We start from the raw sequence: 26,884 nt of genomic DNA on the forward strand, positions 1-26,884 counted from the left end.
CTCGGACTACGTGGCCGAAGGTGGCACCGAGGCGTAATCCGGGACGACACCGTGCGATCGCGGATCGGTAACCGGCCGGAAGTCGGCGAGACCGGGAACCTCGTCGTCGGCACGGGTGGTCATCCATTCGCGCAGCACCTGGGTGGCGCGTACGTCGTCCTCGTTGTACTCCAGCAAACGGGTGCGCTGGGTCTGGTCGGGCGCGGCGCCGTCGTAACCGACCGCGAGCCGATACCAGCTCATCGACGCCTCGCCGCTCGCCTCCGGATCACGCCACGAGAACCCGGCGACCGGCGCGATCTTCTTGAGTCCTTTGCCGTTCGGGCAGATGAATTGGTCGGACACGGCTTGGAACATGTCCACCCATTGCGGACCGTCCACGAACGCGCGCACCTGCTCCACCGTCGGCACGCCCGGGCGGCCCGCGAACCGGCGCGCCGATTCGTACAGCCACTTGTCCTCCGCCGTACGCGAATAGCAATACGCGGCGAACGTTCTGCCCGTCGCGGCCGCCTCCGCGCGCACCGTCATCAGCCAGGTCCAGAACTCGCCGAAGGAGCGGCCCTCGTCCTCGGTGGGCAACGGATCCCAGGTGACGAACGGGCGGTACACGCCGTCGAGCAGCGTTCCCCACAGGTACGCGCCGTATTCCTGGAAACTCTCCAGGTCGACGTCGACCTCCACGTCCGCCCGTCGCACCCGCACCTGCTCGACCCGCCGCACCAGCGGCGAGCCCGCGATCCACGCCCGCGCCGTCACCACGGCCTCGTCGAACGGGCCGTGCTGCCAGTCCTCTGGTTCCTCGCCCACCCAGGCGGCGAGTTCGTCGATGGTCTCGATGTCGTGCCTGCGCAGTACCTCGGCCCGGGAGCCGGGCGCCACCAGGCTGACGTCGCGATGCTCGATCAGCCAGCCCTCGCAGCTCGGCCCGTCGACCCCGCGCGTCCACCACGGGCACTGCCTGCACTCGGGCACTTTGGACGGGATGGTGGGCAGCTCGCCGCGCACCACCGCGATCCGGTCGGCGTAGCGGCGGTCGTAGTCGGCCAGCAGCGGAGCCAGATCGTGCACCAGGATGCGATCGAAGTCGAAGCCGATCACGCCGCCGACCAGCGCTGGACTGGCCAGGCCGTGCCGTTGCAGCATCCGGTGCAGATGGGCGAGCCGCTGCTGGTCGCGCGGCTGCTGACGGAGTTTGCGGTGCGGATCCGGTTGCGGATTCCAGCGATAGGGGTCCGAGGTGATGGGGTGGAAGTCGGCCCGCTCGGGTTGACGCGGATCGGTCACCTTGTGGTTCACCACGATGATCGGGATGTACCCGCCGCGATCGGCGTCGCGCAGCAGGATCTCCGAACCTCCGCGCCTGCCGGTGTCCGGCTCCTGCGGTAGCAGGCCTCCCCAGACGTGCTGTGCGCCGATCTCGCAGGCGCGCATCGTCGCTTCGGCGCGCTCGGCGGCGCGCAGTCCGGGATCGATCACCACCCAGGCGTCCGGGTCGGCGCCGACCAGCGCGTCGCGCACCCGCGCGCGGTGCGCGACGGCGGCATCCCGGCGCTGGCGTACACCCGCGTCCTCGGAGATGCCCACCAGTGCGTCGGGGTGCGTAGCGTCCAGACGCAGGCGATGGCGGCAGCCGATCAGCGCCCTGGCATCGATGAAGGCGGTCGGCGCGCCGGTGGCCCGATCCACGGCCGTTCCATTGCGCTCGAGGCCGTCTTGGTCACCGATGTCCGAATCCACGCTAAGCAGTATGGTCCCTACCCCCGACAGTGTTGAATTCCAGCGCCAGGGCCGCACTACTCTCACAGTCGCCGCCGCGGACCCGATAGGGTGGCGGCAAAGCGTGTGACATGGGCGGACGGGCTTCCCCGGCGTCGTACTGCCATGGCGAACCAGCATGACGGAGGGCCTTCGATGGGGTTGTTCACGAAGCGCAAGCGGCGGCCGAGCCGCAGGGCCGAGGCGAAAGCCCTCAAGCACAAGGCCGCGATCGAGGCCAGGCTCGCCGCGAAGAACGACCGCAAAGCGCGCCGTGCCGAGGCCCGCACCCAGCGCAAGGTCGCCAAGGCGCAGATCGCGGCGTTCCAGGCGGAGGAGAAGGCCGCGCTGAAGGCGGCCGCCAAGGCCGAGCGCGATCCGTTCAGCGCCGGCCAGGTGAAGAAGTACCTCGGCGTGGCGCGTGTGCTCATCCCGGTGCTCGCTCCGCTCGCCTACCGTGGCGCGACCTTCCTGCGCGGGCAGCTCGACACCCGCCGCGCCCAGCAACTCGGCGTCGGCGTCGACCAGCTCGGCGACTTCACCGGACACGGCGCCAAGCTGCAGGCGCGCATCACGAATGCCGAAGCGGCGCTGCTGAAGATCGGCACGCAGAACGGCAAGGACAAAGGCGAGACGCAGAAGTTCGTCGCCGCGACCAAGGATCGCCTCGGCAGCCTGACGGCCGCCGTGCACACCGCCGACCAGATGCCCGCCAACCGCCGCCGTTCGGTGCACACGTCGATCTCGCACGAGCTGTCCGGGATCGAGTCCGACATCCTGGCCCGGCTCGGCGTGCGCTGACCCTCCCCCTCTCGATGCCCCCGCACCCGATCACCGGCCACCTGCGTGGTGCCCTGGTCGGCGTGCTGGTCGGCGTGCTCGCCGTGGCGGCGCACGGGACAGCGGGTGGCGGTGCGCCGGGCTCCGCCGAGCTGACGTTGCTGTTGCTGATCGCCGCCGTGGCCGGCTCGGCCGCGGGAGCCGTGCGGGCGTGCACGCACCCGTCCGTCCTGGCCGCGCTGCTGGGCGCGGGCCAGCTGCTGAGTCACGCCGCGCTGTCGGTTCTGCTCGGTCACGACCACCCCGGGACCGGCTCGGCCCCAACGGATTCCCCGCTGCCTGCCGGATGGATGCTGCTCGCGCACACCGCCGCGACGGTCGGCTGCGCGGCATTGATCATGCTCACCGAGCGGCTCTACGCCGCGGCCTCCGCCGCCCTGCGCGCGATATTCGCCGCGCCGCGCCCCGCGCGGATCACCGGTGCGCCGACCTGGTCGGATCCCGGTCTCCTGCCCCATCGCTGTGCTCCGCTCGGTGCGCTCGGTCCGCGTGCGCCGCCGGTGTCGGTCTGATCCCCGACACCTTTCCCTTCGCACAAGAGGCTTCAGCATGCACAGCTCGATCTCGCGCGCCGTCGCAACGACGGTCACCACAACTGCACTCGCCCTGTTCGCAGGCGGCACCGCCGCGGCCCACGTCACGGTGGACGCTCCCGGCGCGACCCAAGGCGGATACACCGTCGCCACCTTCCGGGTGCCCACCGAATCCGACACCGCGAGCACCACGGCGCTCACCGTCACCTTGCCCAACCTGAAATCGGCTCGGACCGAATCGATTCCCGGATGGTCGGCCAAGGTCGAGCGCAACGACAAGAAGGAGATCACCGCGATCACCTGGACCGCCGACCCGGGCGCACCGGGCATTCCGCCCGGTCAGTTCCAGCGTTTCGCGGTCTCCGTCGGCCCGCTGCCCGCCCTGGATTCGGTCAGCTTCCCCGCCAAGCAGACCTATTCCGACGGCAAGGTGGTCAGCTGGGATCAGCCGGTCGGCAAGGACGGCGACGAACCCGAACATCCGGCTCCCTCGGTGACCCTGACCGCGGGCAAATCCCACGCGCCCGACGGGCACAAGGTGAGCAGCGAAGCCGAAGCGGACGACGACGACCACGAGGACGAGACGGCTCGCTGGCTCGGCGGGATCGGTCTCGCGCTCGGTCTGCTCGGTGTCGCGCTCGGCCTCGGCAACGTGATCCGCGGGCGGCGCGCATGACCCGCCGTCTCCTCGCCGCCGTGGTGGCGGGACTGTTCCTGCTCGGATTCGGTATCGCCGCAACGGGAGTCGCCGCCGCGCACTCCGCGGCGACGGGAAGCGTCCCGGAGGACAACGCGACCGTCGACGCGGGCCCGGAGCGCGCGAGCGTCACGTTCAACGAGGAACTGCAGCCCAGCTTCCCGTCGCTCACCGTCGTCGGGCCGGACGGCAATCTGTGGTCGAAGGGTGATCCGGTGGTCGACGGCAAGACGGTCAGCGTGGCCCTGGGCGAGCTGGGACCGGTCGGCGAGTACACCATCGCCTACCGGGTGACCTCGGCCGACGGACACCCGGTCAGCGGCAAGCGGCACTTCACGCTCGGCAAGCCCGGCAACGGCACGCCGGGACCGAAACCCCATGCGAAAGCCAAGGACGGATCGGACGGCTCGGACGGTATCCCGCTGTGGGTGTTCATTGTCGGCGCGGTCGTCTTGTTCGGCGGCGGGCTCGCGTTCGCGTTGTTCGGCGGCAGGAACCGCGACTCCAAGCGGTGAACGGCGTGAAGATCGGCGGCCGGGGTGACGCTCGGCGCGCTCCCGGCCGAATGCCCTGGCCCGTACCGCTGCTGACCATCCCCGCCGGGCTCCTGGGCGTCGCGCTCGCCTGGGTTCTGATCCGGCCGGTCCCGTTGCCAGGGGAGGCCGTGGTCCGGGTGGTGGCCGATGGCGTCGGGGCGACCGCGCTCGGCTTGGCCGCGCTGCCCAGGATCGCGCCGCGCTTGCTCACACCCTGGCGGCTGCTGGCGGTGCTCGCCGGGATCTGGGCGGTAGCCGAGTTCGCGGTGCTGGTCTTCGAGGCCGCCGACGTGGTCGGCGTTCCGGTGCGCGAACTCGGCGCCGAGGAGTTCGGCACCTATCTGGTCGACGTCAGCGGTGGGCAGGTCGGGATCGCGATCCTGATCGGCGTCGCGACGGTGGCCGGTGGCTCGGCGCTGGCCTTCCGGCGGCCGGCGTCCGCCTCCGCCGACCTCGTCCTGGTGTTCGCGGCGGTCGCGCTGGCATTGCGGCCGATCACCGGGCATATGTCGCAACAGACGTTCGGCTCCGTGCTCGCGGCGGTGCACGCCCTGGCGGCGGGCGCCTGGTTCGGGTTGCTGATCGCGCTGGCGCTGGTCGTGCGCACCCGCGGTGAGTGGGCGGTCGTGCTGCCGAAGTACTCGGCGGTGGCGCTGCCCCTGGTGGCGGTCGTGGCGGTGACGGGACTGCTCAACGGACTGATCCGGGTCGGAGGGGTGAGCCCGTTCGTCAGCACCGGTTACGGCCGGATCCTGCTCGCCAAGACCGTGGTGCTGCTCGGTTTGCTCGCCCTCGGCTGGTGGTGGCGGCGCAGTTGGGTGCCGAAGGCGGCGGATCACCGGATGGACGCGAAGGACTCGCTGCGCCGCGCGATAGCCGAGGTGGTGGTGATGGCGCTGGCGTTCGGGCTCGCCGCGACCCTGGCGGTGACAGCCTGAGCCGTACCGCCGGGGCCCGGTTATGCGTACCTCCGCCTTCGCTCCGGCCATGCGCGGGCTGAGGACGGACTACGTCCGGCCGCACCCGTTATGGTCTGCGCATGACCGAAGTGAAGATCGTCGAGGATTGCTCGGCCTCGGCGGAGTCCGCGTTCGCCTACGTGAACGACTATCGGAACCTGTCGCGATTCCTGTACGGCATCCAGTCCTTCACCCCGGTCGGTGAACAGACCGAAGGTGTCGGCGCCACGTTCGACGGGCACATGAAGCTGGGGCCCGCCTCGCTGAAGTCGCGGATCCGAGTGGTCCGCTGGGAGAAGGGCTTCGCGATCGGCGTCAAGTCCATCAAGGGTTTCGACGTCGAATCCACGTTCCTGTTCCACGACAAGGGTGAGGGCTTGTGCACCGTCGACGCGATCGTGGACTACCGGGTGCCCGGCGGCCTGGCGGGGCGGGCCCTCGGTAAGACCATCGAGCCGTTCGTCAAGATCGCCGTGCAGCACACCGCGCACAACTTGGTCACCCAGATCGCCGCGTTCTACGCGGACTCGGTCTGATCCGTTGTTCGATTCGCCGCGCCTGCGGCGCATCACCGTGTTTGTCCGGAGGGCCGCCCCCAGATCGGATGGTCGCGGTCGGTCGAGATCCATGGCCCTCGCCGAGGGCCTCGGGATGCCATGTCGCTCGCGGCTCGGTTGCGCCGGTGGTGGCGGGGTGGTGATGCTGTAGGTGTGAGCGCTACACCTTCGTTCGGACAGCGGGTCGGCTACGTCTTCGGCCGTACGCTGCCGGAATCGATGTCCGAATGGGTGCGGGAGGATCTGGTCGGGCCCGGCGCTACGCGGCGCTATCTGCTGCGGTTCCTGGTGCCCGTGCTCCCGGTGCTCATGCTGTTCCTGCTGCTGCCCGGGCCGCTGTGGATGGGTCTGGCGATGATGGCGCTGCTGTACATCCCGCTGATCTACTTCACGGTGGCGCTGCTGTACGTCTACCGGCGCCACCGGTTGATCAAGCATGGTCTCGATCCCGCGCTCGCCGACGCCGACGCCCGCCGACGCGACGAGCGCGACCGCCTGGACTACGAGCGCAGGCACGGGCGCGCCTGAGGCCCACCGACATCTAGCGGTGACTTATACCACAGGCATAGCCTAGAAGCATGAAAAAACCCACATTTGGGCAGCGAATCGCCTACGACCTGGGCCGAGAGCTCCCGGAGGAGCTGCACGAGTGGGTCATCCACGACCTCGTCGGCCACGGGGCCATGGAGCGCTATCTCGTCCGTTTCATCGGGCCGATCATCCCGTTCTTCGCGTTGGTGCTGCTGTTCCCCGGACCGCTGCCCCTGAAGATCGGCTTGATCGTGATGATGATCGTCCCGCTGATCGTCTTCACGGTCGCGCTCAGCTACGTCTGGCGCCGCTTCCGCTTGATCCAGCACGGCCTGAGCCCCGACCTGGTCGACCACGGCAAGTGCACCGACCACGACCGCGAACTGTACGAACTGCGCTACGGCCACCGATAGCTCCGCCCACCTCCCTCCGCGCGCCGAGAAACCACGCGCGAGAGCGAAGCACGTCCACCCCAGCCGCCCACCCGCGTCCCTGACCGCTTGATCGACGACAGTCGCCTCCGCCGCCCCCCGGGCCGGTCACCACGGCTTATGCACCTGGCTGTGACGGCACCCCCCAAGCCCCAAAACCTGAACCCCGACTTCAAGCGCTCACCGCATCCCGCCGCGACCACGGCGCTCATGCTGAAGAAGCAAGCGCCCGAGACAGCTGAGCCCAGCTGGGCGCGATTCCGCCCCACGCCACCCAACCACCCCAACTTCCGCTCTCGAGCGAAGCGAGACCGAGCATGCGCCGTTCGCGGCCCGGCTCGCGTTTGCGCGGCCGTCGCATAGGCGACGAAGGAGCAAGCGGCGGTCGCGCAAACGCGAGCCAACAAGGGGCCGCGAACACGCCGCGACGAAGTCGCGGCAAAATAACCCAGTGACCGAATCGCAGAATGTAATCGCCACCGCCGACCTGGCCGACGAGATCGGCCCGGAGATCCGCAGCTGCGACACGCAGTTCATCCAGTTCGGCGGGCGTGCGGCGTTCTCGGGACGCATCACCACCATCCGCTGCTTCCAGGACAATCTGCTGGTGAAGCAGACGCTCGGCGAGCCGGGCGAGGGCAAGGTGCTGGTGGTCGACGGCGGCGCGAGCGTGCACACGGCGCTGGTCGGCGACATCATCGCCGGGCGCGGCGTCGAGAACGGCTGGGCAGGCGTCATCGTCAACGGCGCGGTCCGCGACTCCGCCATCCTGCGCACCCTGGACATCGGCATCAAGGCGCTGGGCATTAACCCGCGAAAGAGCACGCAGACCGGTAGCGGCGAGCGCGACGTGCCGGTCGAGTTCGGTGGGGTCACCTTCGTGCCCGGCGAGGTGCTCTACAGCGACCACGACGGCATCGTCGTGCGCGCCGAGGACTGAGCGGCCCGGCGGCGCGCACGGATCGCTCCGGCCGCCGCCCGAACCCGCGATCAGGCCGACACGATCGCCTTGTGACCGGCGATCGCGACCACATCGCCGATGTGCAGTTGCCGCCCGCGCCGCAGTTCCACCTCGTCGTTCACCCGCACCAATCCGGCGGCGATCACCGTCTTCGCCTCCGAACCGGATTCGATCAGGTTGGCCAGCTTCAGAAACTGGCCGAGCCGAATAACGTCGTCATCGATCGGCACTTCGACTGGTTCCGACATGAAGTAAATACTTACTCCCCCATCCGAACTCGCCGGACACCGCCCCATCCCCTCCGCGATCTCCGGGCAACTCGAGCCGGACCTTCCGCACCGCGCGGAAATCCCACCGTCGAACCGTATGCGTCGAATTCCCGCCGATTTGATCGGCTACTCCGCCCAGGTCAGCGCGGAATCGGGAAAGTCGGCGTTCGGCTCCGCCCGGCGAGGAACACGCCGTGCAGAAGTCCGCCCGCGCAAACACCGCACAAACACGCGCGCCGCAGGCTTGGCAAATCCGACACACTCACGTACACACTGGTTCCGTGACCTCCACGCAAGCCCAGCAACACCTCGACACCGCACCACGCGCGGATAAACCGACTCCGCCGGTTCCCCACCGGGGTCACGGACGACTTTCGGAAGTGCCGCATATCGCGGGGTTGACGCTCGGTGTATTCGCGGCGCTGTGCTTCCTTTGGAGCCTCTCGCCGGGACTGCGTTTCCTGACCCAGGTGCCGCGCCGCTATATCGATACCTATTACTTCGACGCGCCGGACACGAACCTGATGTGGGCGCTGGTGGTCGGTCTGACGGCGGGCGCGATATCCAGCCGCAAACGGATCGCCTGGTGGTTGCTGACCGGTTACCTCGCGATCTACACGATCGTCAACGGCGTCACCTTCGCCGACCGGGGCAGTATCCACGCGCTGGTGGCGATGGTGCTGCATCTCGCCGTGATCGGTGTGCTCATCGCGGCATGGCCGGAGTTCTACACCAAGGTGCGCCGCGGCGCAGGGTGGAAGGCGCTCGGTGTGCTGGCGGGTGGCCTCGCGATCGGCGCTTTGCTCGGCTGGGGCCTGGTGGAATTGTTCCCGGGCAGCCTCCCGCGGGGCGTGCAGCGCCCGGGCTGGGCTTTCTACCGCGTGACCGCGGCGGTGCTGGCGGACAACGAGCACTTCGACGGGCATCCGCCGCCGTTCGTGAATTTCCTGCTGGGCCTGTTCGGCGCCGTCGCGCTGCTGGCCGCGGTGGTGATCCTGCTGCGCTCGCAGCGGGCGGCGAACGCGATGACCGGCACCGACGAGTCGGCCATCCGCGGGTTGCTGGAGCGTTCGGACGTGGAGGATTCGCTCGGCTACTTCGCCACCCGCCGGGACAAGGCGGTGGTGTTCGCGCCAAGCGGCAAGGCGGCGGTGACCTACCGGGTGGAACTGGGTGTCTGCCTGGCCAGCGGGGATCCGATCGGCATCCGCGAGGCATGGCCGCAGGCGATCGATGCCTGGCTGCGCCAGGCCGATCAATTCGGGTGGGCTCCGGCGGTGATGGGCGCGAGCGAACTCGGTGCGACGGCGTACCGCAGGGCGGGTCTTTCCGCGTTGCGCCTCGGCGACGAAGCCATCCTGGACACCAGGAACTTCTCCCTGGCCGGGCCCGAGATGAAGCCGGTGCGGCAGGCCGCGAACCGGCTGCGCAAGCACGGCGTGGCGGTCCGTATCCGCAGGCACCGCGATATCCCCGCCGAGGAATTCGCCCGGATCATCGCCCGCGCCGACGCCTGGCGCGACACCGAGACCGAGCGCGGGTTCTCCATGGCGCTGGGCCGGCTGGGCGATTCGCTGGACGGCGACTGCTTGCTCGTGGAGGCGGTCAATCCGCAGGAGCGGGTGCTCGGCATGCTGTCGCTGGTTCCGTGGGGCCGCATCGGTGTCTCGCTGGAGCTGATGCGCCGCGACCCCGGTGGCCCCAACGGTGTGATGGAGCTGATGATCTCGCAGCTCGCGCTGAATTCCGAGCAGCACGGCATCACCAAGGTGTCGCTGAACTTCGCGGTCTTCCGCTCGGTGTTCGAGGAGGGCGGCCGGATCGGGGCCGGTCCCGTGCTGCGCTTGTGGCGCGGCGTGCTGCTGTTCTTCTCCCGCTGGTGGCAGCTCGAGGCGCTGTATCGCTCGAATGTGAAGTACCAGCCGTACTGGGTGCCCCGGTTCTTCCTGTTCGAGGAGCGCAGGCAGCTTCCGCGCGTCGCGGTGGCCAGCGCGCTGGCGGAGGGCTTCCTGCCGCGGTTCGGCAAGGAGCCCGACACCGCGACGCACACCGGCGAGCACACGGCGGTGCCCGCCACGGTGACGGGCCTGCACGCGGACGGCAGTCCGCCGGACGTCGCCGAGGTCGACGGTGCGGAGCAGCTTCCGCGCAGGCCCGAACAGGTCCGCGTGCGCATGGACAAGCTGGCGCGCCTGGCCGAATCCGGCATCGATCCCTACCCCGTGGCCTACCCGCCGACGCATACCGTCGCCGACGCGCGCCGCTCCCCGCGCGGCACCACGGTCCGGGTGTGCGGCAGGTTGCTGCGCATCCGCGACTACGGTGGCGTGATCTTCGCGGTGGTCCGGGATTGGACCGACGACATCCAGCTGGTCATCGATCGCGACCGGGTCGGCGCCGCGCGCAGCGCCGAGTTCGGCGAATTCTTCGATCTCGGCGATCTGATCGAGGTGAGCGGACAGATCGGGGCGAGCAGGCGCGGTGAACTCTCGCTGCTCGCGGCGGACTGGCACATGCTCGGCAAATGCCTGCACCCGCTGCCGGACAAGTGGAAAGGGCTGGCCGATCCCGAGGCCAGGGTGCGGCAGCGCTATGTGGACATGGCGATCAACACCGAGATCCGCGAGGTGCTGGCCAAGCGGAGCGCGGTGGTGCGCTCGCTGCGGGACTCCTTGAATTCCCTGGGTTACCTGGAGGTGGAGACGCCGATCCTGCAGCAGGTGCACGGCGGCGCCAACGCCACGCCGTTCGTCACGCACATCAATGCCTACGACCTCGACCTGTACCTGCGGATCGCACCCGAGCTGTATCTGAAGCGGCTGTGCGTCGGCGGTATGGAGAAGGTGTTCGAGATCGGGCGGACCTTCCGCAACGAGGGCGTCGATTTCAGCCACAACCCCGAGTTCACCATTCTCGAGGCCTACGAGGCGCACAGCGACTACGAGCGCATGATGCACACCTGCCGAAGGCTGATCCAGAACGCCGCGATCGCGGCCAACGGCGCCATGGTGGCGTTGCGGCCCAACGGGAACGGGACCTTCGAGGAAGTGGACATCTCCGGAGAGTGGCGGGTGCGGACGGTGCACGGCGCGGTGTCGGAGGCGATCGAAGCCGAGATCACCCCCGAGACCGGGGTCGAGGAATTACGCGAACTATGCGAGAAGGCGGGGGTGCCCTATCAGCACGGCTGGGACGCGGGCCAGGTGGTGCTGGAAATGTACGAGCACCTGGTCGAATCCCGTACCGAGGAGCCGACGTTCTACATCAACTTCCCGACTTCGGTGTCCCCGTTGACCAGGCAGCACCGCAGTATCGCCGGCGTCACCGAACGCTGGGACCTCGTCGCCTGGGGCGTCGAACTCGGCACGGCCTACAGCGAACTCACCGACCCGGTGGAGCAGCGCCGCAGGCTCACCGAGCAGTCGCTGCTCGCGGCCAACGGTGATCCGGAGGCGATGGAGCTGGATGAGGACTTCTTGCAGGCGCTCGAGCACGCCATGCCGCCGACCGGCGGGCTCGGCATGGGCGTGGACCGGATCGTCATGCTGATCACCGGACGCAGCATTCGCGAGACACTGCCGTTCCCCTTGGTGAAACCACGCTGACCGGGGCTTCGTCTCGGAAGGGTCTCATCGAGTGAATCGGGCCGCTACCCTTGGAGATTCGGCCCCGGGAGGAGGCCGCTACACCGTAAGGGGTTCGGATATGTACCTTGACCTGCTGACGAACGCGAGTTTGCTGGACCACACCGTGTGGGCCAGCCCCGACACGTGGAACTCCGCGCTCGAGTTGGCCGCCAAGAAGAAGAAGAGCAGGGGCGGGGGCGGCCTGATCATCGGCGCGATCTGCTGCCTGCTGGTGGTCGCGCTGATCATCGGCGGCGTCTACCTGCTGACCAAGCGCAAGAAGAACACCTAGCGGCAGACATCGACGGCCCGGCTCGCGCGAAGCGAACCGGGCCGTCGTTTCCCGTTTGTCTATCGACCGGCTCAGAGTCGATCGATCTCGGTCAGATCGATGTCCATATCGAACGGCACGGTCAGCTCCAGGCGATCGTGGTGAATCCCGGTGAGCGCGTAGGTCTTCGTGGCCGGATCCAGTTCGTAGACGTAGACGACCGGGCGGCCGTCCGCGTTCTCGACTCGCCAGAAGTGAGCGATTCCCGCACGGGCGTACAGCTGCGGTTTGCGCTCCCGATCACGCGTACGCGATTCGGCGGAGACGACCTCCACGGCGAGAACAACGTCATCGGCCCGATACGAGGTCAGTTCCGGACCGCCGTCGCGCTCGGCCTGGATGACGATCAGGTCCGGCTCCGGGCGCTGGTCCCGGCCGAGTGTCACGGTCATTTCCCGCCGGACCCGCAGGTGGTCCGGAGCCAGGCGGCGCAGTACGGAATCGAGCAGTGAAATCACCAGCATGTGGAACTTCGCCTGCGGGCTCCCGAAGACAAGACTCCCGTCGATCAACTCGGTGTGCGGGGGAAGGTTCGGCAGGCGGTCGAGATCCTCGGCGACGAATCCACCCGGCGGCGGGCGCAGCCACTGCGGAAACGGCTCGAGATTCATGCTTCGAGTATGTCACTGCGAATGTGCCGGTCATCGAGACCACGGGCCGGATGAAGTGAGTCATGGTCATGCGGCAGAGTGGGGCGGGTGCAGTTGATTCTCGTTCGCCATGCTCAGCCGGTCCGGATGTCGAGTTCGAGCGGGCCCGCCGATCCGGAGTTGGCTCCGGTGGGGCTGGAGCAAGCCGAGCGGGTGCCCGCGGCGCTCGGCCATCATCGGGTCTCCCGTGTGGTGAGCAGCCCGCAGCGGCGGGCCAGGGAAACGGCGGCACCGACCGCCGCGAAGCTGGGTCTCGGCGTCGACGTCATCGACGGACTCGCCGAATACGATCGCGATTTGCCCGCCTACATCCCCATCGAGGATGCCAAGGTCGAATTCCGCGACGCCTATGACCGGATCAAGGCCGGGCATCTTCCGGTGCAGGTCGACGGTGCCGCATTCAAGGCCAGGGTGCACGCCGCCGTCTCCGATGTCGTCGCGGCCACCGATCCGGCGGACACCGTGGTCGTGTTCGCGCACGGCGGTGTGATCAACGTGCTGCTGCAAGAGGTCCTCGGACTGGAAAGGCCGCTGACCTTCCCCATCGACTACTGCTCGATCACCAGGATCCTGTTCTCCCGGACGGGACGCCGCACGGCCGCGACCGTCAACGAGAACGGGCACGTCTGGGATCTGTTGCCGCGCAATATCGGCCCGCGCTGAGCATTCACAGCCGAGTGCCAGGCCGGTCGCATCGATCTGCCAGTGACACGATCTGAAATAGGACACGTGAGCCGCTCCGAACAGCGGCCACGATCCGAAAGGAAGGAACTTCGTGTCGCTCTCCGAAACCGCTACGCCGCTGCGGCGTCTGGCCCGGGTCGCCGTGGCCGGTGCGCTGATCGCTGTCCCCCTGGCGGCCCTCGCGTCGACCGCATCCGCCGAAACTCCGGCAGTCCCGGGCGTGGTACAGCTGGTGGACGCACCGCAGCAGGTAGCCGACCACGACGACTGGTCGCGCCATGACGAACGGCGTGACGATCCGGGCCATGGGCAGAACGACGGTCCCGGGCGCGGACCGGACAACGGGCCCGGCCATGGGCCGGACAACGGACCGGGCCGCGGCCCGAACGACGGCCCACGCCAGGACGGCCCGCAGCAGCAGTTCATGCCGCCCACCGGGTCGAGCTAGCCCCACCGCCGCATCGAGAAGGGCCCATCTCCGGATTCGGAGGTGGGCCCTGTTGTGCGAGTGGACGGTGCTGCACACGGCGCTCGACAGCGCGGTCGAGTCTGAGATCTATTGCCCCGCAATATCACCCCGGCGCATTCACAGCCGATTGCCAGGCCTGTCGCACCGGTGTCCCAGTGACGGAATCTTCGATAGGACCGGTGAGCCGCTCCCGAGGGTGGTTCACGGTTCGAGAGAAAGGAATTCCGTGTCGCTCTCCAAAACCGCTACGCCGCTGCGGCGTCTGGCCCGGGTCGCCGTGGCCGGTGCGCTGATCGCCGTCCCGCTCGCGGCCCTCGCGTCGACCGCGTCCGCCGAAACCCCTGCCGATCAGGGCCGGGTACAGCTGGTGGACGCGCCGCAGCAGGGCACCGACATCGACGGCGGGCCCCGTCGTTTCGAACGTCACGAACGGCATGACGGGCCGGGTCGTGGGCCGGACGACCGCGACTGTGGGCCGGACGGCGGCCCTGGGCCGGGCGGCCCGCGGCACTTCTACAAGTTCGAGCATGTCCTGCCGCCGACCGGCTCGAGCTAGTCGTTCCGCCCCGACGAAAAGGCCCACCTCCGAGTTCGGAGGTGGGCCTTGTGTTTCAGCGGGGGCTCAGGCCATGCCCGCGATCCAGTTGTGCATCCAGGAGATGGCCGTCTGACCGCCGCCCACGGGGTAGCTGCCGTACAGGGTGTGGGACTGCGACTTGTAGAAGCGCTCCAGGTCCTTGGCCCGCTGCTGGTTGGCCGAGTCGGTCAGCTGCGCTTGCAGGACCGGGACACCGCCCGAGGACATCAGGTCGCCGAGGATGTTGCCCGCCTCGATCTGGTAGCGCCACATGTTGGCGGGGTTGGCGTCCGACGCCTGGGCGAGGAAACCGGCGAACCGTGTGACGAAGTCATCGGTCGCGGTCGCGCAGTAGAGGTCGTCGAGCGCGCAGATGGTGCGGGTGCGATCGCTGACCCAGCCGAAGCCGCCGACCCGGGGGCCGCCCGCGCCCGCGCCAGGAGCGACGGGGCCGACCTGGACGTCGGTGGGCGACCGGCGCGGATCGGAGATCAGGCCGACACCGGCGATGCGATCGGCGGGCACGACGCTGAGGCCGGTGCCGATCTCGGCGGCCAGATCACCGGCGGCGTCCGCGCCCTGGCTGTAGCCGACCAGCGCGATCTTGGTCGCGCCGCACTGCTGCGCCATGTTCGCGATCAGACCGCGCGCGTTGTCGACCGCCTCCTTCTTGGAGTTGCCGTAGATCTCACCTTCCCAGGGGAAGGCGGTCGCGGCGTAGGTCACGTAGTCGACTTCGGCGGAACCGGGCAGCCCCCGAGTGACGCCGGCGAGCATGCCGGGTTGCGGGGTCTTGTCCCGCCCGGTCTCCCAGGTACCCGGGATCGCCACCACGTACAGGCTCGGGCAACCGGGAGCGGCGCTCGCCGACCCACTGCCGAAAACCAAGCCGGACATCACGGTCGCGGACGCGCCCAGAGCCGCGACGACCTTCTTCCACTGCATACCGCTCCAAACCTCGCCCTCGTCGAACTTCCCGCCGAGTTGCCGCGTCAATGCTGAACTCACCGGATGTCGTTACAGTGCACGCCGGGTGAACAACGGTCACCCGACCGGTATGACGTGCACCCATTACCGCATCCCAAGATCAGCAGCACGCCGGAGATCACAATAAAGCCACGAACGCCGCAATGCCATTCGAACCTCGTAGTGTGTCGGATTTCCGATGCCTGCTCGGGCAGGAGCATTGGTGAGGCGTGGGCCGGAAGCCGATCGATCGCGAAAAGGCGCCTGTGGACGAGTTGTCCACAGGCGCCTTTGTTTCCGCTCCGGTAAGAGAGGGGTTCTAGCGCTGCGCCACCATGGTGGGGGTGATCGGCGCCGGGAGGGCGGTCTCGCCTTCCAGGTACCGGTCCACACCCGCGGCCGCGGCGCGGCCTTCGGCGATGGCCCAGACGATCAGCGACTGACCGCGGCCCATGTCACCGGCGACGAAGACGCCGGGAACATTGGTGGCCCAGTTCTTGTCGCGTTGCACGTTGCCGCGCTGGTCGTAGCCCACGCCGAGATCGGTGAGCAGACCCGGCTTCTCGGGACCGACGAAGCCCATGGCCAGCAGCACCAGATCGGCTTCGAGGGTGAAGTCGGTACCCTCCACCTTCTCGAAGCGACCGTTGACCATCTTGACCTCGTGGGCATCCAAGCCGGTCACCTTGCCGTCCGCGCCGACGAAGCGCTCGGTGTTCACCGAGAACACCCGCTCGCCGCCCTCCTCGTGCGCCGAGGAAACCCGGTACATCAGCGGATAGGTCGGCCACGGGGTCGACGCGGCCCGCTCCTCCGGCGGGCGCGGCATGATCTCGAACTGGTGCACGCTGGCCGCGCCCTGCCGGTGCGAGGTGCCCAGGCAGTCGGCGCCGGTGTCGCCACCGCCGATGATGACGACCTTCTTGCCCTTCGCGTGGATGGGCGGCAGGCCCTCGTCATCGGTGACGTCGTCGCCGTGCTGCACCCGGTTGGCCCACGGCAGGAACTCCATGGCCTGGTGGATGCCGTCCAGGTCGCGGCCCGGGATCGGCAGGTCGCGCGCCAGGGTGGCGCCACCGGCCAGCACGATCGCGTCGAACTTCTCCCGCAGCTGCTCGGCCGTGATGTCGACGCCCACGTTCACGCCGGTCTTGAAGATGGTGCCCTCGGCCTCCATCTGCGCCATGCGGCGGTCGATGAAGCGCTTCTCCATCTTGAATTCCGGGATGCCGTAGCGCAGCAGGCCACCGATGCGGTCGGCCCGCTCGAACACGGTCACGGTGTGCCCGGCGCGCGTCAGCTGCTGCGCGGCGGCCAGACCGGCCGGACCGGAACCGACGACGGCGACCTTCTTGCCGGTGAGGCGGGTCGGGTAGACCGGGGTCACCCAGCCCTCGTCGAAGGCGTTCTCGATGATCTCGACCTCGACCTGCTTGATCGTGACCGGATCCTGGTTGATGCCGAGCACGCAGGACGCCTCGCACGGCGCGGGGCACAACCGCCCGGTGAACTCCGGGAAGTTGTTGGTCGCGTGCAGCCGGTCGATGCCTTCCCGCCAGCGGTCCTTGTAGACCAGGTCGTTCCACTCGGGGATCAGGTTCCCCAGCGGGCAACCGTTGTGGCAGAACGGGATACCGCAGTCCATGCACCGGCTGGCCTGGGTGCGCAGGGTCTCGTGGGAGAACTTCTCCTCGTAGACCTCTTTCCAGTCCATCAGGCGCAGCGGCACCGGGCGCCGCTTGGGCAGTTCGCGTGCGGTGTGCTTCAGAAAACCCTGGGGGTCAGCCACGAGCGGCCTCCATAATCGCTTCGTCCACGTCCTTGCCGCTCTTCTCAGCTTCGGAGATGGCGAGCAAAACCTTCTTGTATTCGCGCGGCATGACCTTCACGAAGTGGTTCACCTGCTGCGACCAATCGCTGAGAACGCGCTCGGCCACCGCGGAACCGGTCTGGTCACGGTGCTGGGTGATGATGTCGTGCAGCCAGGTGAAATCGTCACCGGACAACTGCTCGACGGCGTCGGCCTGCTCGGGGTTGAGCTTGGACGCGAAGGTGCCGTTCGGGTCGAACACGAACGCCACGCCGCCGGACATACCGGCGCCGAAGTTGCGTCCGGTCTCGCCGAGAATGACCACCCGGCCACCGGTCATGTACTCGCAGCCGTGGTCGCCCACGCCCTCGACCACCGCGGTGGCGCCGGAGTTGCGCACGGCGAACCGTTCGCCGACCACGCCGCGGAGGAACACCTGACCGCTGGTGGCGCCGAACAGGATCACGTTGCCCGCGATGATGTTCTGCTCCGGGACGAACTCGCCTGGCGCGTTCAGCGACGGGCGCACCACCAGGCGACCGCCGGAAAGACCCTTGCCGACATAGTCGTTCGCGTCACCCTGCACGCGCAGCGTGATGCCAGCGGGCACGAAGGCGCCGAAGCTGTTGCCCGCCGACCCGGTGAACGTGATGTCGATGGTGTCGTCGGGCAGGCCCGCGCCGCCGTAGAGCTTGGTCACCTCGTGACCGAGCATGGTGCCGACGGTGCGGTTGACGTTCGTGATCTTGGTCTCGAACTTCACCGCCTGACCCCGCTCCAGCGCGTCGCGGCTCTGCACGATCAGCTGCTGGTCCAGCGCCTTGTCCAGGCCGTGGTCCTGGGACTTGGTGCAGCGGCGGTCCTGGTACATGAATGCCGTCTCGACGTCGTCGAGGATCGGCGACAGGTCCAGCTTGCTGGCCTTCCAGTGCTGCTTGGCCCGCGAGGTGTCGAGCAGGTCGACCCGGCCGATGGCCTCGTCCAGCGTGCGGAAGCCCAGCTGCGCCAGCAGCTCCCTGACCTCTTCGGCGATGAACAGGAAGAAGTTCTCGACGAACTCCGGCTTGCCGGTGAACCGCTCGCGCAGCACCGGGTTCTGCGTCGCGACGCCGACCGGGCAGGTGTCCAGGTGGCAGACGCGCATCATGATGCAGCCCGACACCACCAGCGGCGCGGTGGCGAAGCCGTACTCCTCGGCACCGAGCAGCGCGGCGATCATCACGTCGCGGCCGGTCTTCATCTGGCCGTCGACCTGCACGACGATGCGGTCGCGCAACCCGTTGAGCAGCAGCGTCTGCTGGGTCTCCGCGAGGCCGAGCTCCCAGGGGCCGCCCGCGTGCTTGAGCGAGGTCAGCGGGGACGCGCCGGTGCCACCGTCGTGGCCGGAGATCAGCACGACGTCGGCGTGCGCCTTGGAGACGCCCGCCGCGACGGTGCCGACGCCCGGTTCGGCGACCAGCTTCACATGGATGCGCGCCTGCGGGTTGGCGTTCTTCAGGTCGTGGATCAGCTGCGCCAGATCCTCGATCGAGTAGATGTCATGGTGCGGCGGCGGCGAGATCAGGCCGACGCCCGGCGTCGAGTGCCGCACCTCGGCGACCCACGGATACACCTTGTGCGCCGGGAGCTGGCCGCCCTCGCCCGGCTTCGCGCCCTGCGCCATCTTGATCTGGATGTCGGTGCAGTTGGTCAGGTAGTGCGCGGTCACGCCGAAGCGGCCGGAGGCCACCTGCTTGATCGCGCTACGCCGCCAGTCGCCGTTCTCCTCCGGCTCGAAGCGCGACGGCGACTCGCCGCCCTCACCCGAGTTCGACCGGCCGCCGAGGCGGTTCATCGCGATCGCCAGGGTCTCGTGCGCCTCGGCCGAGATGGAGCCGTAGCTCATCGCGCCGGTGGAGAACCGCTTCACGATCTCCGAGGCGGGCTCGACCTCGTCGATCGAGATCGGGCTGCGCGCCTTGTGCTTGAACTTGAACAGACCGCGCAGCGACGCCAGCCGCTCGGACTGGTCGTCGACCAGCTTGGTGTACTCCTTGAAGATCGGGTACTGGCCGGACCGGGTGGCGTGCTGGAGCTTGAACACCGTGTCCGGGTTGAACAGGTGGTATTCGCCCTCACGCCGCCACTGGTACTCGCCGCCGACCTCGAGCTCGCGGTGGGCGCGCTCGTTGCGGTTCTCCAGGAACGCGATCCGGTGCCGCTGCGCGACGTCCTCGGCGATCTCGTCGAGGCCGATGCCGTCCAGGTGCGAGCGCAGGCCGGTGAAGTACTCGTCCACCAGGTCCTGCGACAGGCCGATCACCTGGAAGAGCTGGGCGCCGTTGTAGGAGGCCAGCGTGGAGATGCCCATCTTGGACATCACCTTCAGCACACCCTTGCCCGCGGCCTTGTTGTAGTTCGCGACCGCCTTGCGGTAGTCGGCGGCCAGGTCGCCGGTGCTGCCCGGCAGTTCGAGGGCGCCGCGCTCGAGCATGTCCTCGATGGTCTCGAAGGCCATGTAGGGGTTGATCGCGGCGGCGCCGAAGCCGACCAGGGTGGCCATGTGGTGCACCTCGCGGGCGTCACCGGCCTCCACGACGAGGCCGACCATGGTGCGGGTGCGTTCGCGCACCAGGTGGTGATGCACCGAGGAGGTCAGCAGCAGCGACGGAATCGGCGCCAGCTTCTCGTTGGACTCGCGGTCGGACAGCACGATGATCCGCGCTCCGCCGTCGATGGCGGCCGACACCTGGGTGTTGATCGCCTCCAGCGCCTTGCGCAGGCCCTTGCCGCCCTTCTTGACGGGGTACAGGCCGCGCACGACCACCGAGCGCAGCTCGGGGTGCGATCCGTCGTCGTTGATGTGCACGAGCTTGGCCAGCTCGTCGTTGTCCAGGATCGGCTGCTCGAGCGCGATCATGTTGCACGACTCCGGCCCCGGGTGCAGCAGGTCGGCCTCCGGGCCGATGTTGCGCTTGAGGCTGGTGACCACCTCTTCCCGGATCGCGTCCAGCGGCGGGTTGGTGACCTGCGCGAACAGCTGGGAGAAGTAGTCGAACAGCAGGCGCGGGCGGGCCGACAGCACCGCGATCGGGGTGTCGGTGCCCATCGAGCCGAGCGCTTCGCCGCCGGTCTTGGCCATCGGCGAGATCAGCAGGTTGAGCTCCTCGGTGGTGTATCCGAAGATCTGCTGACGGATCAGCACGCGGTCGTGCGACATGTGCACGTGCGGGCGGTCGGGCAGGTCGGCGAGGCGGGACACGCCCGCGTCCAGCCACTCCTGGTACGGGTGCTCGGCGGCGAGCTGGGACTTGACCTCTTCGTCGCCGACGATGCGGCCCTGGGCGGTGTCGACCAGGAACATGCGGCCCGGTTGCAGGCGCGCCTTCCTGACCACCTTGGACGGGTCGATGTCCAGCACGCCGACCTCGGAGGCCATCACGACCAAGCCGTCGTCGGTCACCCAGATACGGCTCGGCCGCAGGCCGTTGCGGTCGAGCACGGCGCCGACGACGGTGCCGTCGGTGAAGCACACCGACGCGGGGCCGTCCCACGGCTCCATCAGCATCGAGTGGTACTCGTAGAAGGCCCGCTGGCGCGGGTCCATGGTGTCGTTGCGTTCCCAGGCCTCGGGAATCATCATCAGCACGGCGTGGGGCAAGCTGCGGCCGCCGAGATGCAGCAGTTCCAGCACCTCGTCGAACCGGGCGGTGTCGCTCGCCCCCGGGGTACAGATGGGGAAGATCTTCTCCAGCCGGTTCTTGCCGGCGGAGTCGACGCCGAAGACGTCGCTGCGCAGCAGCGCCTCACGGGCGCGCATCCAGTTCTCGTTGCCGGTGACGGTGTTGATCTCACCGTTGTGCGCCACCCGGCGGAACGGGTGCGCCAGCGGCCAGGAGGGGAAGGTGTTGGTGGAGAACCGGGAGTGCACGATGCCCAGGGCGCTCTCCACCCGGGAGTCCTGCAGGTCCAGGTAGAACGCGCGCAGCTGCGGCGTGGTGAACATGCCCTTGTAGACGAAGGTCTGCCCGGACAGGCTCGGGAAGTAGACCGACTCCCTGCCGACCGCGCCCTCACCCGCACCGGCCGACCCGAGTTCGCGCTCGACCCGCTTGCGCACCACGTAGGCGCGACGCTCCAGATCCATCTCCGACAGCGGATCGGAAGCGTTCTTCGGGGAGGCGATGAAGATCTGCCGGAAGCTCGGCATGGCGTCGCGGGCCAGCGCGCCGAGCGACGACTCGTCGATCGGCACCTCGCGCCAGCCGAGGACCTCGAGGCCCTCTTCCTTGACGATCTTCTCCACGCCGTAGGCGGCGCGCGCGGCTTCGCGGCGGGCCTGCGGCAGGAAGGCGATACCGGTGGCGTAGGAGCCCTCCGGCGGCAACTCGAAGTCCACGATGGCGCGGAAGAACCGGTCCGGGACCTGGATCAGGATGCCCGCGCCGTCGCCGCTGTTGGGCTCGGCGCCAGCGGCGCCACGGTGCTCCAGGTTCAACAGAGCCGTAATAGCCTTGTCGACGATGTCGCGGCTGCGGCGGCCGTGCATGTCGACGACGAATGCGACGCCGCAGGCGTCGTGCTCGTTCGCCGGGTCGTAGAGCCCGATGGGTCCAGGTGACCTGTGGCCAGGAAGTTGCGTCATGCCTCTGCCTTCAAGAAAGTCGGCCTTCGAAGAAAACGGCCTTTCGCCGAACGCCTCCGTACAAGACTGCGCCCGTACGTTCCGAAGCCAGCCGCGCTGATGGTCTTCGGCGTGCAGTCAGGTCTGCAGTTGTCTCTCCACCCGCTTCTGTGACGTAGTGGGTGCCCTTCGGTAACGGATCCCTAACAAGATCCTTACCTCCGAGCGGGTGCTCGCCCGCTACGCTGAGCACCTGGCTAGGGCTGCCCGAGCGGGCGAGGTAGCCGAACGTTCTGTGTTCGGCGTAAGAGCAAACGATAAGTCAGGTCCAGGGCCCAACCAACTTAGGTTGTGCTAATAACCATGTTTAGCTGGGCTTCTGCATTTGGTCCTCCACGTGTGCGCGTCGTCCAGTGTAAAGCAGCGAGTGCCGTGCGATCGATCCCCATGGCACCCGGTGCCAGCTGGGGAAACCGGCGCGCGACACCGACCCGAGACTTTCCTCACAAAGCCCGGAAACCGCCCTCACCTGCGTCGAAGTGGATTTCCCCGCGAGACGGCGCGGCAAACCAAGCGGCAGCGGCTAACTCGGCGATCGGCCCGTTGAGATATTTCCGACACCGGCGTGACAAGCCATGAATGTGATCCGACCGTCCGGCCTCTTTTGCCCGCTGTGTCATTCAGCACATAACCAGCAAATCTCGGGAAGTGGTGTTGGACACATCTTTCCGATGACGCGCCACAGAACCGGTGGGGCCCGGCCTACGACCGGCAGAGCGAGACGGCGGCCCGCACCAGCGCCGCGCGGTGCAGGGCGTCCCCGTTGCCCGAGGTGAACACCCCGAAGACGCTGCGCGCCAACCGTTCCGCGCAGTCCGGCGCGGTCAGCTCGGCGCGGTGCATGTCGAGCTGGTCGAGGATCTCGACATTCACGCGGTCGATGACCGGGCGCACCGAGGCGAGCCCTGCGGGCGCGACGGGCGCGGCGGCCGGGTCGAAGCGCCACCGCAGCATCAGCCCGCGCTGCACCGTCTTGTTCGCCTCGATCTGCCCCAGGAAAACCTGCCGCACCCAGTCCTCCGGCAGGTCGCGACCGTCGCCCAACCGGGCCATCGCGTCGTAGACCTCCGCCTCCCTGGCCGGATCGTCGATCGTCGGCTCGATGCCGAGTTCGCCCGCGGCCACCCACTTCGCCGCGGCCACCGCGTCGGCGGTGTCCAAGCGTTCGACCACCAGGGCGACCAGCCGGTCCAAGGACCCGTCGGCCGGAGCGGCGCCCGCGCCGGCGGGCCACATCAGCAGTACCGCCGCCAGCAGCGTCCCACCGACTCGCGCACGTCGTGACCTCCTGGGATCGCTCGCATGGAAACGAATCACCGCGTCAGCGTAGGCGAGGTCACCCGGCCCGCCCGGCCCGCCGCCGACCGGGCTGTGAGCCTGGCCACATCCGGCCTCCCCTGCTCGCTGGGCACCCTCGGGGCCTGTCACGCTGTCACAACGAATCCGTGACAGTTTCGTCGCGCCCGCGAAAGCGCCTGGGACGTAGAGGATGTGCCTTCCGATGACCGTCACCGGCTTGTTCACCTGGCTCGGCGGGGGCCGGACCAGCGCGATCACCGATCGTCACGAGCGTGCCGGATACGCCGTCACCGGTGCCGTCGTGTTGTTGTTCGCCGGTATCTCCGGTGTGGTCGCCGCCCTGGCCGCGGCGTCCGCCTGGCCCTGGTGGGCAGCGACGGCGGTGGGAATCGTGGTCGGCGCGCTGACCGGCGCGTCGGCGCGTGCTCTGGCCACGGCGCGGCCGAGCGGGGGACCGGATCGGCTCGGGCTGCTCGCGCGTTTCGCGGTCGCCGTGCTGGCCGGTGGATTGCTCGCGGAGCTGGCCGCGATCGTGCTGTTCAGCGGATCCGTCGATCGGGTGCTGGATGAGAAGGCGCAGCGCTCGCTCGATTCGGCGCCTCGGGTCGTCGCGGCGCAGGCCGAACTGGACCAGGCGAAGGCCGACCGGGCCGCGCTCGAACAGGCGATCGGCATGGCCCAGAACGATATCGATCACGCCCTGGTGATCGCCCGCTGCGAATTCAACCCGGCCCCCGAGTGCCCGCGCACCAGGATCACCGGCGTGCCCGGTCGCGGGCCGGAGGCGCGGACGGCCGACGCCATGCTCGACGACGCCCGCAAGCAACTCGCCACCGCGCAGGCCCGGGTGGATGCCGCGGACCGCCGGATCGACGCCGACCGGGATGCCTTGGCGGCCGCGCGGACCGCCGCCTTCGACGACACCGATCGCGGAATCGGCGCGCGCTGGCAGGCGATGAACGACTACACGGTGCACAACGCGCTGCCGCTGCGCATCCTCACCATCGTGGCGTTCGTCGCACTCGCCCTGCTGCCACTTGTGCTGCGGTGGTGGCGTGGCGAGACTTCGTTCGACCGGCACAACGCCGCCCGCACGGTGCACGATCGCGCCGAGCGCGACGCCGACGCGGCGATCGCGGTCAAGCAGGCCGAAGTGCGCACCGAGGCGGAGATCCTGCGTGCCGAGCAACAGCTCACCGCCGCCCGTCTCGCCGTCGAGGCGGACACGGCCATCGACCGGGAGCGGCAGCGCACCCGCATCATCGCGGCCATCGGTGGCATCGAGATCGGCATCACGGAGCCGCCGCGCCGCCCCGAACTTCCCGCCGCGGCGGAAGACCGAAAGGACAGCGACATGCCCGACGAGGTGACGCCGAACCTACCGGCGCCGGTGACCGTGCATTCGCCCGCCGTCGCTGCCCCGCAGGCGGCGCCGCAGAGCGGCGGACTCGAACTGCCCCTGATCGGCACGGTGCCGTTCACCGACACCGCGGCGCGTCTGATCCGTCCGCTGGTCCCGTCGTTCGTCGCCAATGCGATCGACACGGCGACGCATCCGCTGCGCACCGCTCGGCAGGCGTTCGAGGAGGTCGAGGAGATCACGTTCACGCTGCGGCGCACCCGCAAGGTGACCATCGACGGCCAAGCCACGCATCCGCAGGCCGTGGGCTACCAGCCGCAGCCCGGCTCCCCCGAGATCGCGCACGCCCAGCACGTCGCCTCCACCGTCGTCGACGCGGTGCCCCGCTACTCCTCGCTTCCACCGACCGGCGCCGCGGGCTACGGCCTGCCCACCGGCGCCCGGCGAGACGAACTGCCCGGGCGGCGATACCCCGAACTGCCCGAATCCGACCGGCGCGAACTGCCGCCCGGGCGCTGACCGGTCCCCCTACGTCCTCGCCGCAAACAGCGGCGGGGTAACGCGCGCCGCCACCGACACCTCGGACTACGGGTACCTCGGTGGTCGTCGCCGCCGTATCGGGCGGCAGCTGTGCGGGTACGAGTTCGGTCGGACTGCCTGAGCCCGGATGCCGAAACGGCCCTGCGGCAAGGCGCGACGCCTCGGCCTACGCTGCACCCATGCAACACAGGGAGGTGACGCTCGCCGCGGCGCCGTGGGGCTCGCCATTGCTCGGGTCCGCCGAGGAGTCGTCCGGGCTGCGACGCATTCGCATTCAGTTGTTGCTCACCGTGCCCACCCTGTTGGGAAACCTGACGGGCATGGTGGTGTCGATCGTGCTGGTGGGCTTCGTCCTGCCGGGGCCGTCGGTGTTCACCCGGGATCTCCTGCTGCTCGACGTGCTGGCCGCACCGCTGTACGCGAGCTGCGCGCTACTGCTCGGGCTGTGGTGGGGCACGACCCGCGGGCTGCGCGCGCTGCGGTGGGCCACCGACCCGCTGCACGTGCCCACCGAGGAGGAGCAGGCCGCGGCCACGGTAGTGCCGCGCAGGCTGGTGCGTAACCAGGCACTGCTGTGGTTCGGCGGCCTCGTCCTGCTGACCACCCTGTACGGCCTGGCCGAACCGCGGCTGATTCCGAAGGTGGCCTTCGGCATCGCGCTCAGCGCCATCGTGGTGTGCGCGAACAGCTATCTGATCATCGAGTTCGCGCTGCGACCTGTCACCGCGCGGGTGCTGGAAGCCGCGGCTTCCGGTCGACGCCGCGGCATCGGCGTCTTCGGACGCTCACTGGTGGTGTGGGTGGTCGGATCGGGCGTTCCGGTGGCCGGGATGATGGTGCTCGCGGTGTCGGCGCTCGTGATGGACGACGTGTCCAAGGCTCGGCTGGCGGTCTGCGTGCTGTCCCTCGGCGGAGCGACCTTGATCTTCGGCCTGCTGCTGATGACGCAGACGCTGGCCGCGACGGTCGCCCCGATCCTCGGGGTGCGCCGCGCGATGCGCCAGGTGGAGGACGGCGATCTCGCCGTCGCGCTGGCGGTCTACGACGGCACCGAGCTCGGCGAGCTACAGAGCGGTTTCAACCACATGGTGGAGGGGCTGCGGGAACGCGAGCAGATCAGGGACCTGTTCGGCAGGCATGTCGGGCGCGAGGTCGCCGCGGCCGCGCTGGCGGGCGATCCGACGCTCGGTGGCGTGGAGACCGACGCCGCGGCCCTGTTCATCGACATCGTCGGCTCCACGACGATGGCCGCGACCATCCCGGCGCCGGAGATGGTCGCCCTGCTCAACCGGTTCTTCGCCATCGTGGTGGACGAGGTGGAGCGGCACGGCGGGCTGGTCAACAAGTTCGAGGGAGACGCCGCGCTCGCCGTCTTCGGCACGCCCGCGCCGCTGTCGGATACCGCGGGCGCGGCGCTGGCCACCGCCCGCGCGATCCGGGCCCGGCTCGACGCCGACGCGACCGATTTCGTCGCGGCCATCGGCGTGGCCGCGGGCCGGGTGGTGGCCGGCAATGTCGGCGCTCATCAGCGCTACGAGTTCACCGTCATCGGCGACGCGGTCAACGAGGCCGCGCGCCTGTGCGAGCTGGCCAAGCAGCAGGGTCTGCTGCTCGCCTCCGGTGCCACCGTCGCGGCGGCCGCCGAGGCCGAGGCCGGGCAGTGGCAGCTCGGCGAATCCGTCACCCTCCGCGGCCGCCTCACACCGACCCGGCTCGCGCGTCCCGCCTGAGGTCTTCGGTTGGACGCCTGCTCGACCTTCGCTGCGGTGCCCGCGCACGGTGGACGTCCACTCCGCCGAGCCCGCGGGAACGTGCGGCCGGATCGGCCGGTCGCGAG

The 26,884-nt window shown here is 69.0% G+C and carries 23 protein-coding genes; 16 read left to right on the forward strand and 7 right to left on the reverse strand.

Annotated features, from left to right (window positions below):
* Positions 1–6 precede the first annotated feature (6 nt).
* Positions 7–1,689, reverse strand: coding sequence for a TM0106 family RecB-like putative nuclease (locus ABZ803_RS21215; RefSeq protein ID WP_357041313.1), 1,683 nt, complete (start codon positions 1,687–1,689; stop codon positions 7–9).
* 225 nt (positions 1,690–1,914) lie between these two features.
* Between ABZ803_RS21215 and ABZ803_RS21220 the strand changes: the two genes are divergently transcribed.
* The 9 genes from ABZ803_RS21220 (at position 1,915) to rraA (ending at position 7,782) form a co-directional block, all read left to right on the forward strand.
* Positions 1,915–2,559 (forward strand): DUF6474 family protein, encoded by a 645-nt coding sequence (locus ABZ803_RS21220; RefSeq protein ID WP_357040785.1) that lies wholly within the window; start codon positions 1,915–1,917, stop codon positions 2,557–2,559.
* A gap of 14 nt (positions 2,560–2,573) precedes the next feature.
* A complete protein-coding gene (locus ABZ803_RS21225) occupies positions 2,574–3,110 on the forward strand; it encodes a hypothetical protein (RefSeq protein WP_357040788.1) in 537 nt (178 codons plus the stop codon).
* Positions 3,111–3,147: 37 nt separating this feature from the next.
* Positions 3,148–3,807, forward strand: a complete 660-nt coding sequence (locus ABZ803_RS21230; RefSeq protein WP_357040791.1) for a YcnI family protein — start codon at positions 3,148–3,150, stop codon at positions 3,805–3,807.
* Positions 3,804–4,343 carry a copper resistance CopC family protein gene (locus ABZ803_RS21235; protein WP_357040794.1) on the forward strand — a complete coding sequence of 180 codons (540 nt, stop codon included), beginning with the start codon at positions 3,804–3,806 and terminating at the stop codon, positions 4,341–4,343. The genes ABZ803_RS21230 and ABZ803_RS21235 overlap by 4 nt, the downstream gene beginning before the upstream one ends.
* 50 nt (positions 4,344–4,393) lie before the next feature.
* Entirely contained in the window at positions 4,394–5,302 is a 909-nt protein-coding gene (locus tag ABZ803_RS21240; RefSeq protein ID WP_357041315.1) for a CopD family protein, read from the forward strand.
* Between the two features lie 101 nt (positions 5,303–5,403).
* Positions 5,404–5,859 (forward strand): SRPBCC family protein, encoded by a 456-nt coding sequence (locus ABZ803_RS21245; protein WP_357040797.1) that lies wholly within the window; start codon positions 5,404–5,406, stop codon positions 5,857–5,859.
* A gap of 120 nt (positions 5,860–5,979) precedes the next feature.
* On the forward strand, positions 5,980–6,408 hold the full coding sequence (locus ABZ803_RS21250) for a DUF5313 family protein (RefSeq protein ID WP_357040799.1): 429 nt from the start codon (positions 5,980–5,982) through the stop codon (positions 6,406–6,408).
* Positions 6,409–6,458: 50 nt separating this feature from the next.
* Entirely contained in the window at positions 6,459–6,824 is a 366-nt protein-coding gene (locus tag ABZ803_RS21255; protein WP_357040802.1) for a DUF5313 family protein, read from the forward strand.
* Positions 6,825–7,293: 469 nt separating this feature from the next.
* On the forward strand, positions 7,294–7,782 hold the full coding sequence (rraA, locus tag ABZ803_RS21260; RefSeq protein ID WP_357040805.1) for a ribonuclease E activity regulator RraA: 489 nt from the start codon (positions 7,294–7,296) through the stop codon (positions 7,780–7,782).
* Between the two features lie 50 nt (positions 7,783–7,832).
* Here rraA and ABZ803_RS21265 read toward each other — a convergent pair whose 3' ends face one another.
* A complete protein-coding gene (locus ABZ803_RS21265; RefSeq protein ID WP_040864166.1) occupies positions 7,833–8,051 on the reverse strand; it encodes an RNA-binding S4 domain-containing protein in 219 nt (72 codons plus the stop codon).
* A 302-nt stretch (positions 8,052–8,353) separates the two neighbouring features.
* On the opposite strand from ABZ803_RS21265, the gene lysX reads away from it, so the two are divergent.
* Together lysX and ABZ803_RS21275 are read left to right on the forward strand one after the other, a co-directional pair.
* On the forward strand, positions 8,354–11,677 hold the full coding sequence (lysX, locus tag ABZ803_RS21270; RefSeq protein WP_357040810.1) for a bifunctional lysylphosphatidylglycerol synthetase/lysine--tRNA ligase LysX: 3,324 nt from the start codon (positions 8,354–8,356) through the stop codon (positions 11,675–11,677).
* Positions 11,678–11,777: 100 nt separating this feature from the next.
* Complete coding sequence (locus ABZ803_RS21275; RefSeq protein ID WP_357040813.1) at positions 11,778–11,990, forward strand: hypothetical protein; 213 nt, start codon at positions 11,778–11,780, stop codon at positions 11,988–11,990.
* A gap of 71 nt (positions 11,991–12,061) precedes the next feature.
* Here the strand turns inward: ABZ803_RS21275 and ABZ803_RS21280 are convergent, their stop codons facing one another.
* Positions 12,062–12,640, reverse strand: coding sequence for a Uma2 family endonuclease (locus tag ABZ803_RS21280; RefSeq protein WP_357040816.1), 579 nt, complete (start codon positions 12,638–12,640; stop codon positions 12,062–12,064).
* Positions 12,641–12,727: 87 nt separating this feature from the next.
* On the opposite strand from ABZ803_RS21280, the gene ABZ803_RS21285 reads away from it, so the two are divergent.
* From ABZ803_RS21285 to ABZ803_RS21295, 3 genes are all read left to right on the forward strand, one after another.
* On the forward strand, positions 12,728–13,342 hold the full coding sequence (locus ABZ803_RS21285) for a histidine phosphatase family protein (RefSeq protein WP_357040819.1): 615 nt from the start codon (positions 12,728–12,730) through the stop codon (positions 13,340–13,342).
* A 112-nt stretch (positions 13,343–13,454) separates the two neighbouring features.
* Positions 13,455–13,811, forward strand: a complete 357-nt coding sequence (locus ABZ803_RS21290; protein WP_357040822.1) for a hypothetical protein — start codon at positions 13,455–13,457, stop codon at positions 13,809–13,811.
* A gap of 247 nt (positions 13,812–14,058) precedes the next feature.
* On the forward strand, positions 14,059–14,388 hold the full coding sequence (locus tag ABZ803_RS21295) for a hypothetical protein (protein ID WP_357040825.1): 330 nt from the start codon (positions 14,059–14,061) through the stop codon (positions 14,386–14,388).
* A gap of 66 nt (positions 14,389–14,454) precedes the next feature.
* Here the strand turns inward: ABZ803_RS21295 and ABZ803_RS21300 are convergent, their stop codons facing one another.
* From ABZ803_RS21300 to ABZ803_RS21315, 4 genes are all read right to left on the reverse strand, one after another.
* Positions 14,455–15,354 (reverse strand): cutinase family protein, encoded by a 900-nt coding sequence (locus ABZ803_RS21300; RefSeq protein WP_357041318.1) that lies wholly within the window; start codon positions 15,352–15,354, stop codon positions 14,455–14,457.
* Between the two features lie 340 nt (positions 15,355–15,694).
* Positions 15,695–17,164 (reverse strand): glutamate synthase subunit beta, encoded by a 1,470-nt coding sequence (locus ABZ803_RS21305; RefSeq protein WP_357040828.1) that lies wholly within the window; start codon positions 17,162–17,164, stop codon positions 15,695–15,697.
* The gene (gene gltB, locus ABZ803_RS21310) at positions 17,157–21,809 is read right to left on the reverse strand and encodes a glutamate synthase large subunit (RefSeq protein ID WP_357040831.1); all 4,653 of its coding nucleotides are present in this window, start codon (positions 21,807–21,809) and stop codon (positions 17,157–17,159) included. Before gltB ends, ABZ803_RS21305 begins: the two co-directional genes overlap by 8 nt.
* 741 nt (positions 21,810–22,550) lie before the next feature.
* Positions 22,551–23,165 carry a chorismate mutase gene (locus ABZ803_RS21315; protein WP_357040835.1) on the reverse strand — a complete coding sequence of 205 codons (615 nt, stop codon included), beginning with the start codon at positions 23,163–23,165 and terminating at the stop codon, positions 22,551–22,553.
* Positions 23,166–23,349: 184 nt separating this feature from the next.
* Here ABZ803_RS21315 and ABZ803_RS21320 point away from each other — a divergent pair, with 184 nt between their 5' ends.
* Both ABZ803_RS21320 and ABZ803_RS21325 read left to right on the forward strand, forming a co-directional pair.
* Positions 23,350–25,026: a DUF4407 domain-containing protein gene (locus ABZ803_RS21320; RefSeq protein ID WP_357040838.1), complete on the forward strand. Its 1,677-nt coding sequence runs from the start codon at positions 23,350–23,352 to the stop codon at positions 25,024–25,026.
* A gap of 200 nt (positions 25,027–25,226) precedes the next feature.
* Entirely contained in the window at positions 25,227–26,777 is a 1,551-nt protein-coding gene (locus ABZ803_RS21325; RefSeq protein WP_357040841.1) for an adenylate/guanylate cyclase domain-containing protein, read from the forward strand.
* Positions 26,778–26,884 lie beyond the last annotated feature (107 nt).

This window comes from Nocardia sp. NPDC047648, assembly GCF_040642815.1.
Taxonomy (GTDB): Bacteria; Actinomycetota; Actinomycetes; order Mycobacteriales; family Mycobacteriaceae; genus Nocardia; species Nocardia gamkensis.

Bases quoted from the DNA above. Each gene is read 5' to 3' on its own strand.
- ABZ803_RS21220 (WP_357040785.1), top strand. From the start codon at position 1,915: ATGGGGTTGTTCACGAAGCGCAAGCGGCGGCCGAGCCGCAGGGCCGAG.
- ABZ803_RS21225 (WP_357040788.1), top strand. From the start codon at position 2,574: ATGCCCCCGCACCCGATCACCGGCCACCTGCGTGGTGCCCTGGTCGGC.
- ABZ803_RS21230 (WP_357040791.1), top strand. From the start codon at position 3,148: ATGCACAGCTCGATCTCGCGCGCCGTCGCAACGACGGTCACCACAACT.
- ABZ803_RS21235 (WP_357040794.1), top strand. From the start codon at position 3,804: ATGACCCGCCGTCTCCTCGCCGCCGTGGTGGCGGGACTGTTCCTGCTC.
- ABZ803_RS21240 (WP_357041315.1), top strand. From the start codon at position 4,394: ATGCCCTGGCCCGTACCGCTGCTGACCATCCCCGCCGGGCTCCTGGGC.
- ABZ803_RS21245 (WP_357040797.1), top strand. From the start codon at position 5,404: ATGACCGAAGTGAAGATCGTCGAGGATTGCTCGGCCTCGGCGGAGTCC.
- ABZ803_RS21250 (WP_357040799.1), top strand. From the start codon at position 5,980: ATGTCGCTCGCGGCTCGGTTGCGCCGGTGGTGGCGGGGTGGTGATGCT.
- ABZ803_RS21255 (WP_357040802.1), top strand. From the start codon at position 6,459: ATGAAAAAACCCACATTTGGGCAGCGAATCGCCTACGACCTGGGCCGA.
- ABZ803_RS21265 (WP_040864166.1), bottom strand. From the start codon at position 8,051: ATGTCGGAACCAGTCGAAGTGCCGATCGATGACGACGTTATTCGGCTC.
- ABZ803_RS21275 (WP_357040813.1), top strand. From the start codon at position 11,778: ATGTACCTTGACCTGCTGACGAACGCGAGTTTGCTGGACCACACCGTG.
- ABZ803_RS21280 (WP_357040816.1), bottom strand. From the start codon at position 12,640: ATGAATCTCGAGCCGTTTCCGCAGTGGCTGCGCCCGCCGCCGGGTGGA.
- ABZ803_RS21300 (WP_357041318.1), bottom strand. From the start codon at position 15,354: ATGCAGTGGAAGAAGGTCGTCGCGGCTCTGGGCGCGTCCGCGACCGTG.
- gltB (WP_357040831.1), bottom strand. From the start codon at position 21,809: ATGACGCAACTTCCTGGCCACAGGTCACCTGGACCCATCGGGCTCTAC.
- ABZ803_RS21320 (WP_357040838.1), top strand. From the start codon at position 23,350: ATGACCGTCACCGGCTTGTTCACCTGGCTCGGCGGGGGCCGGACCAGC.
- ABZ803_RS21325 (WP_357040841.1), top strand. From the start codon at position 25,227: ATGCAACACAGGGAGGTGACGCTCGCCGCGGCGCCGTGGGGCTCGCCA.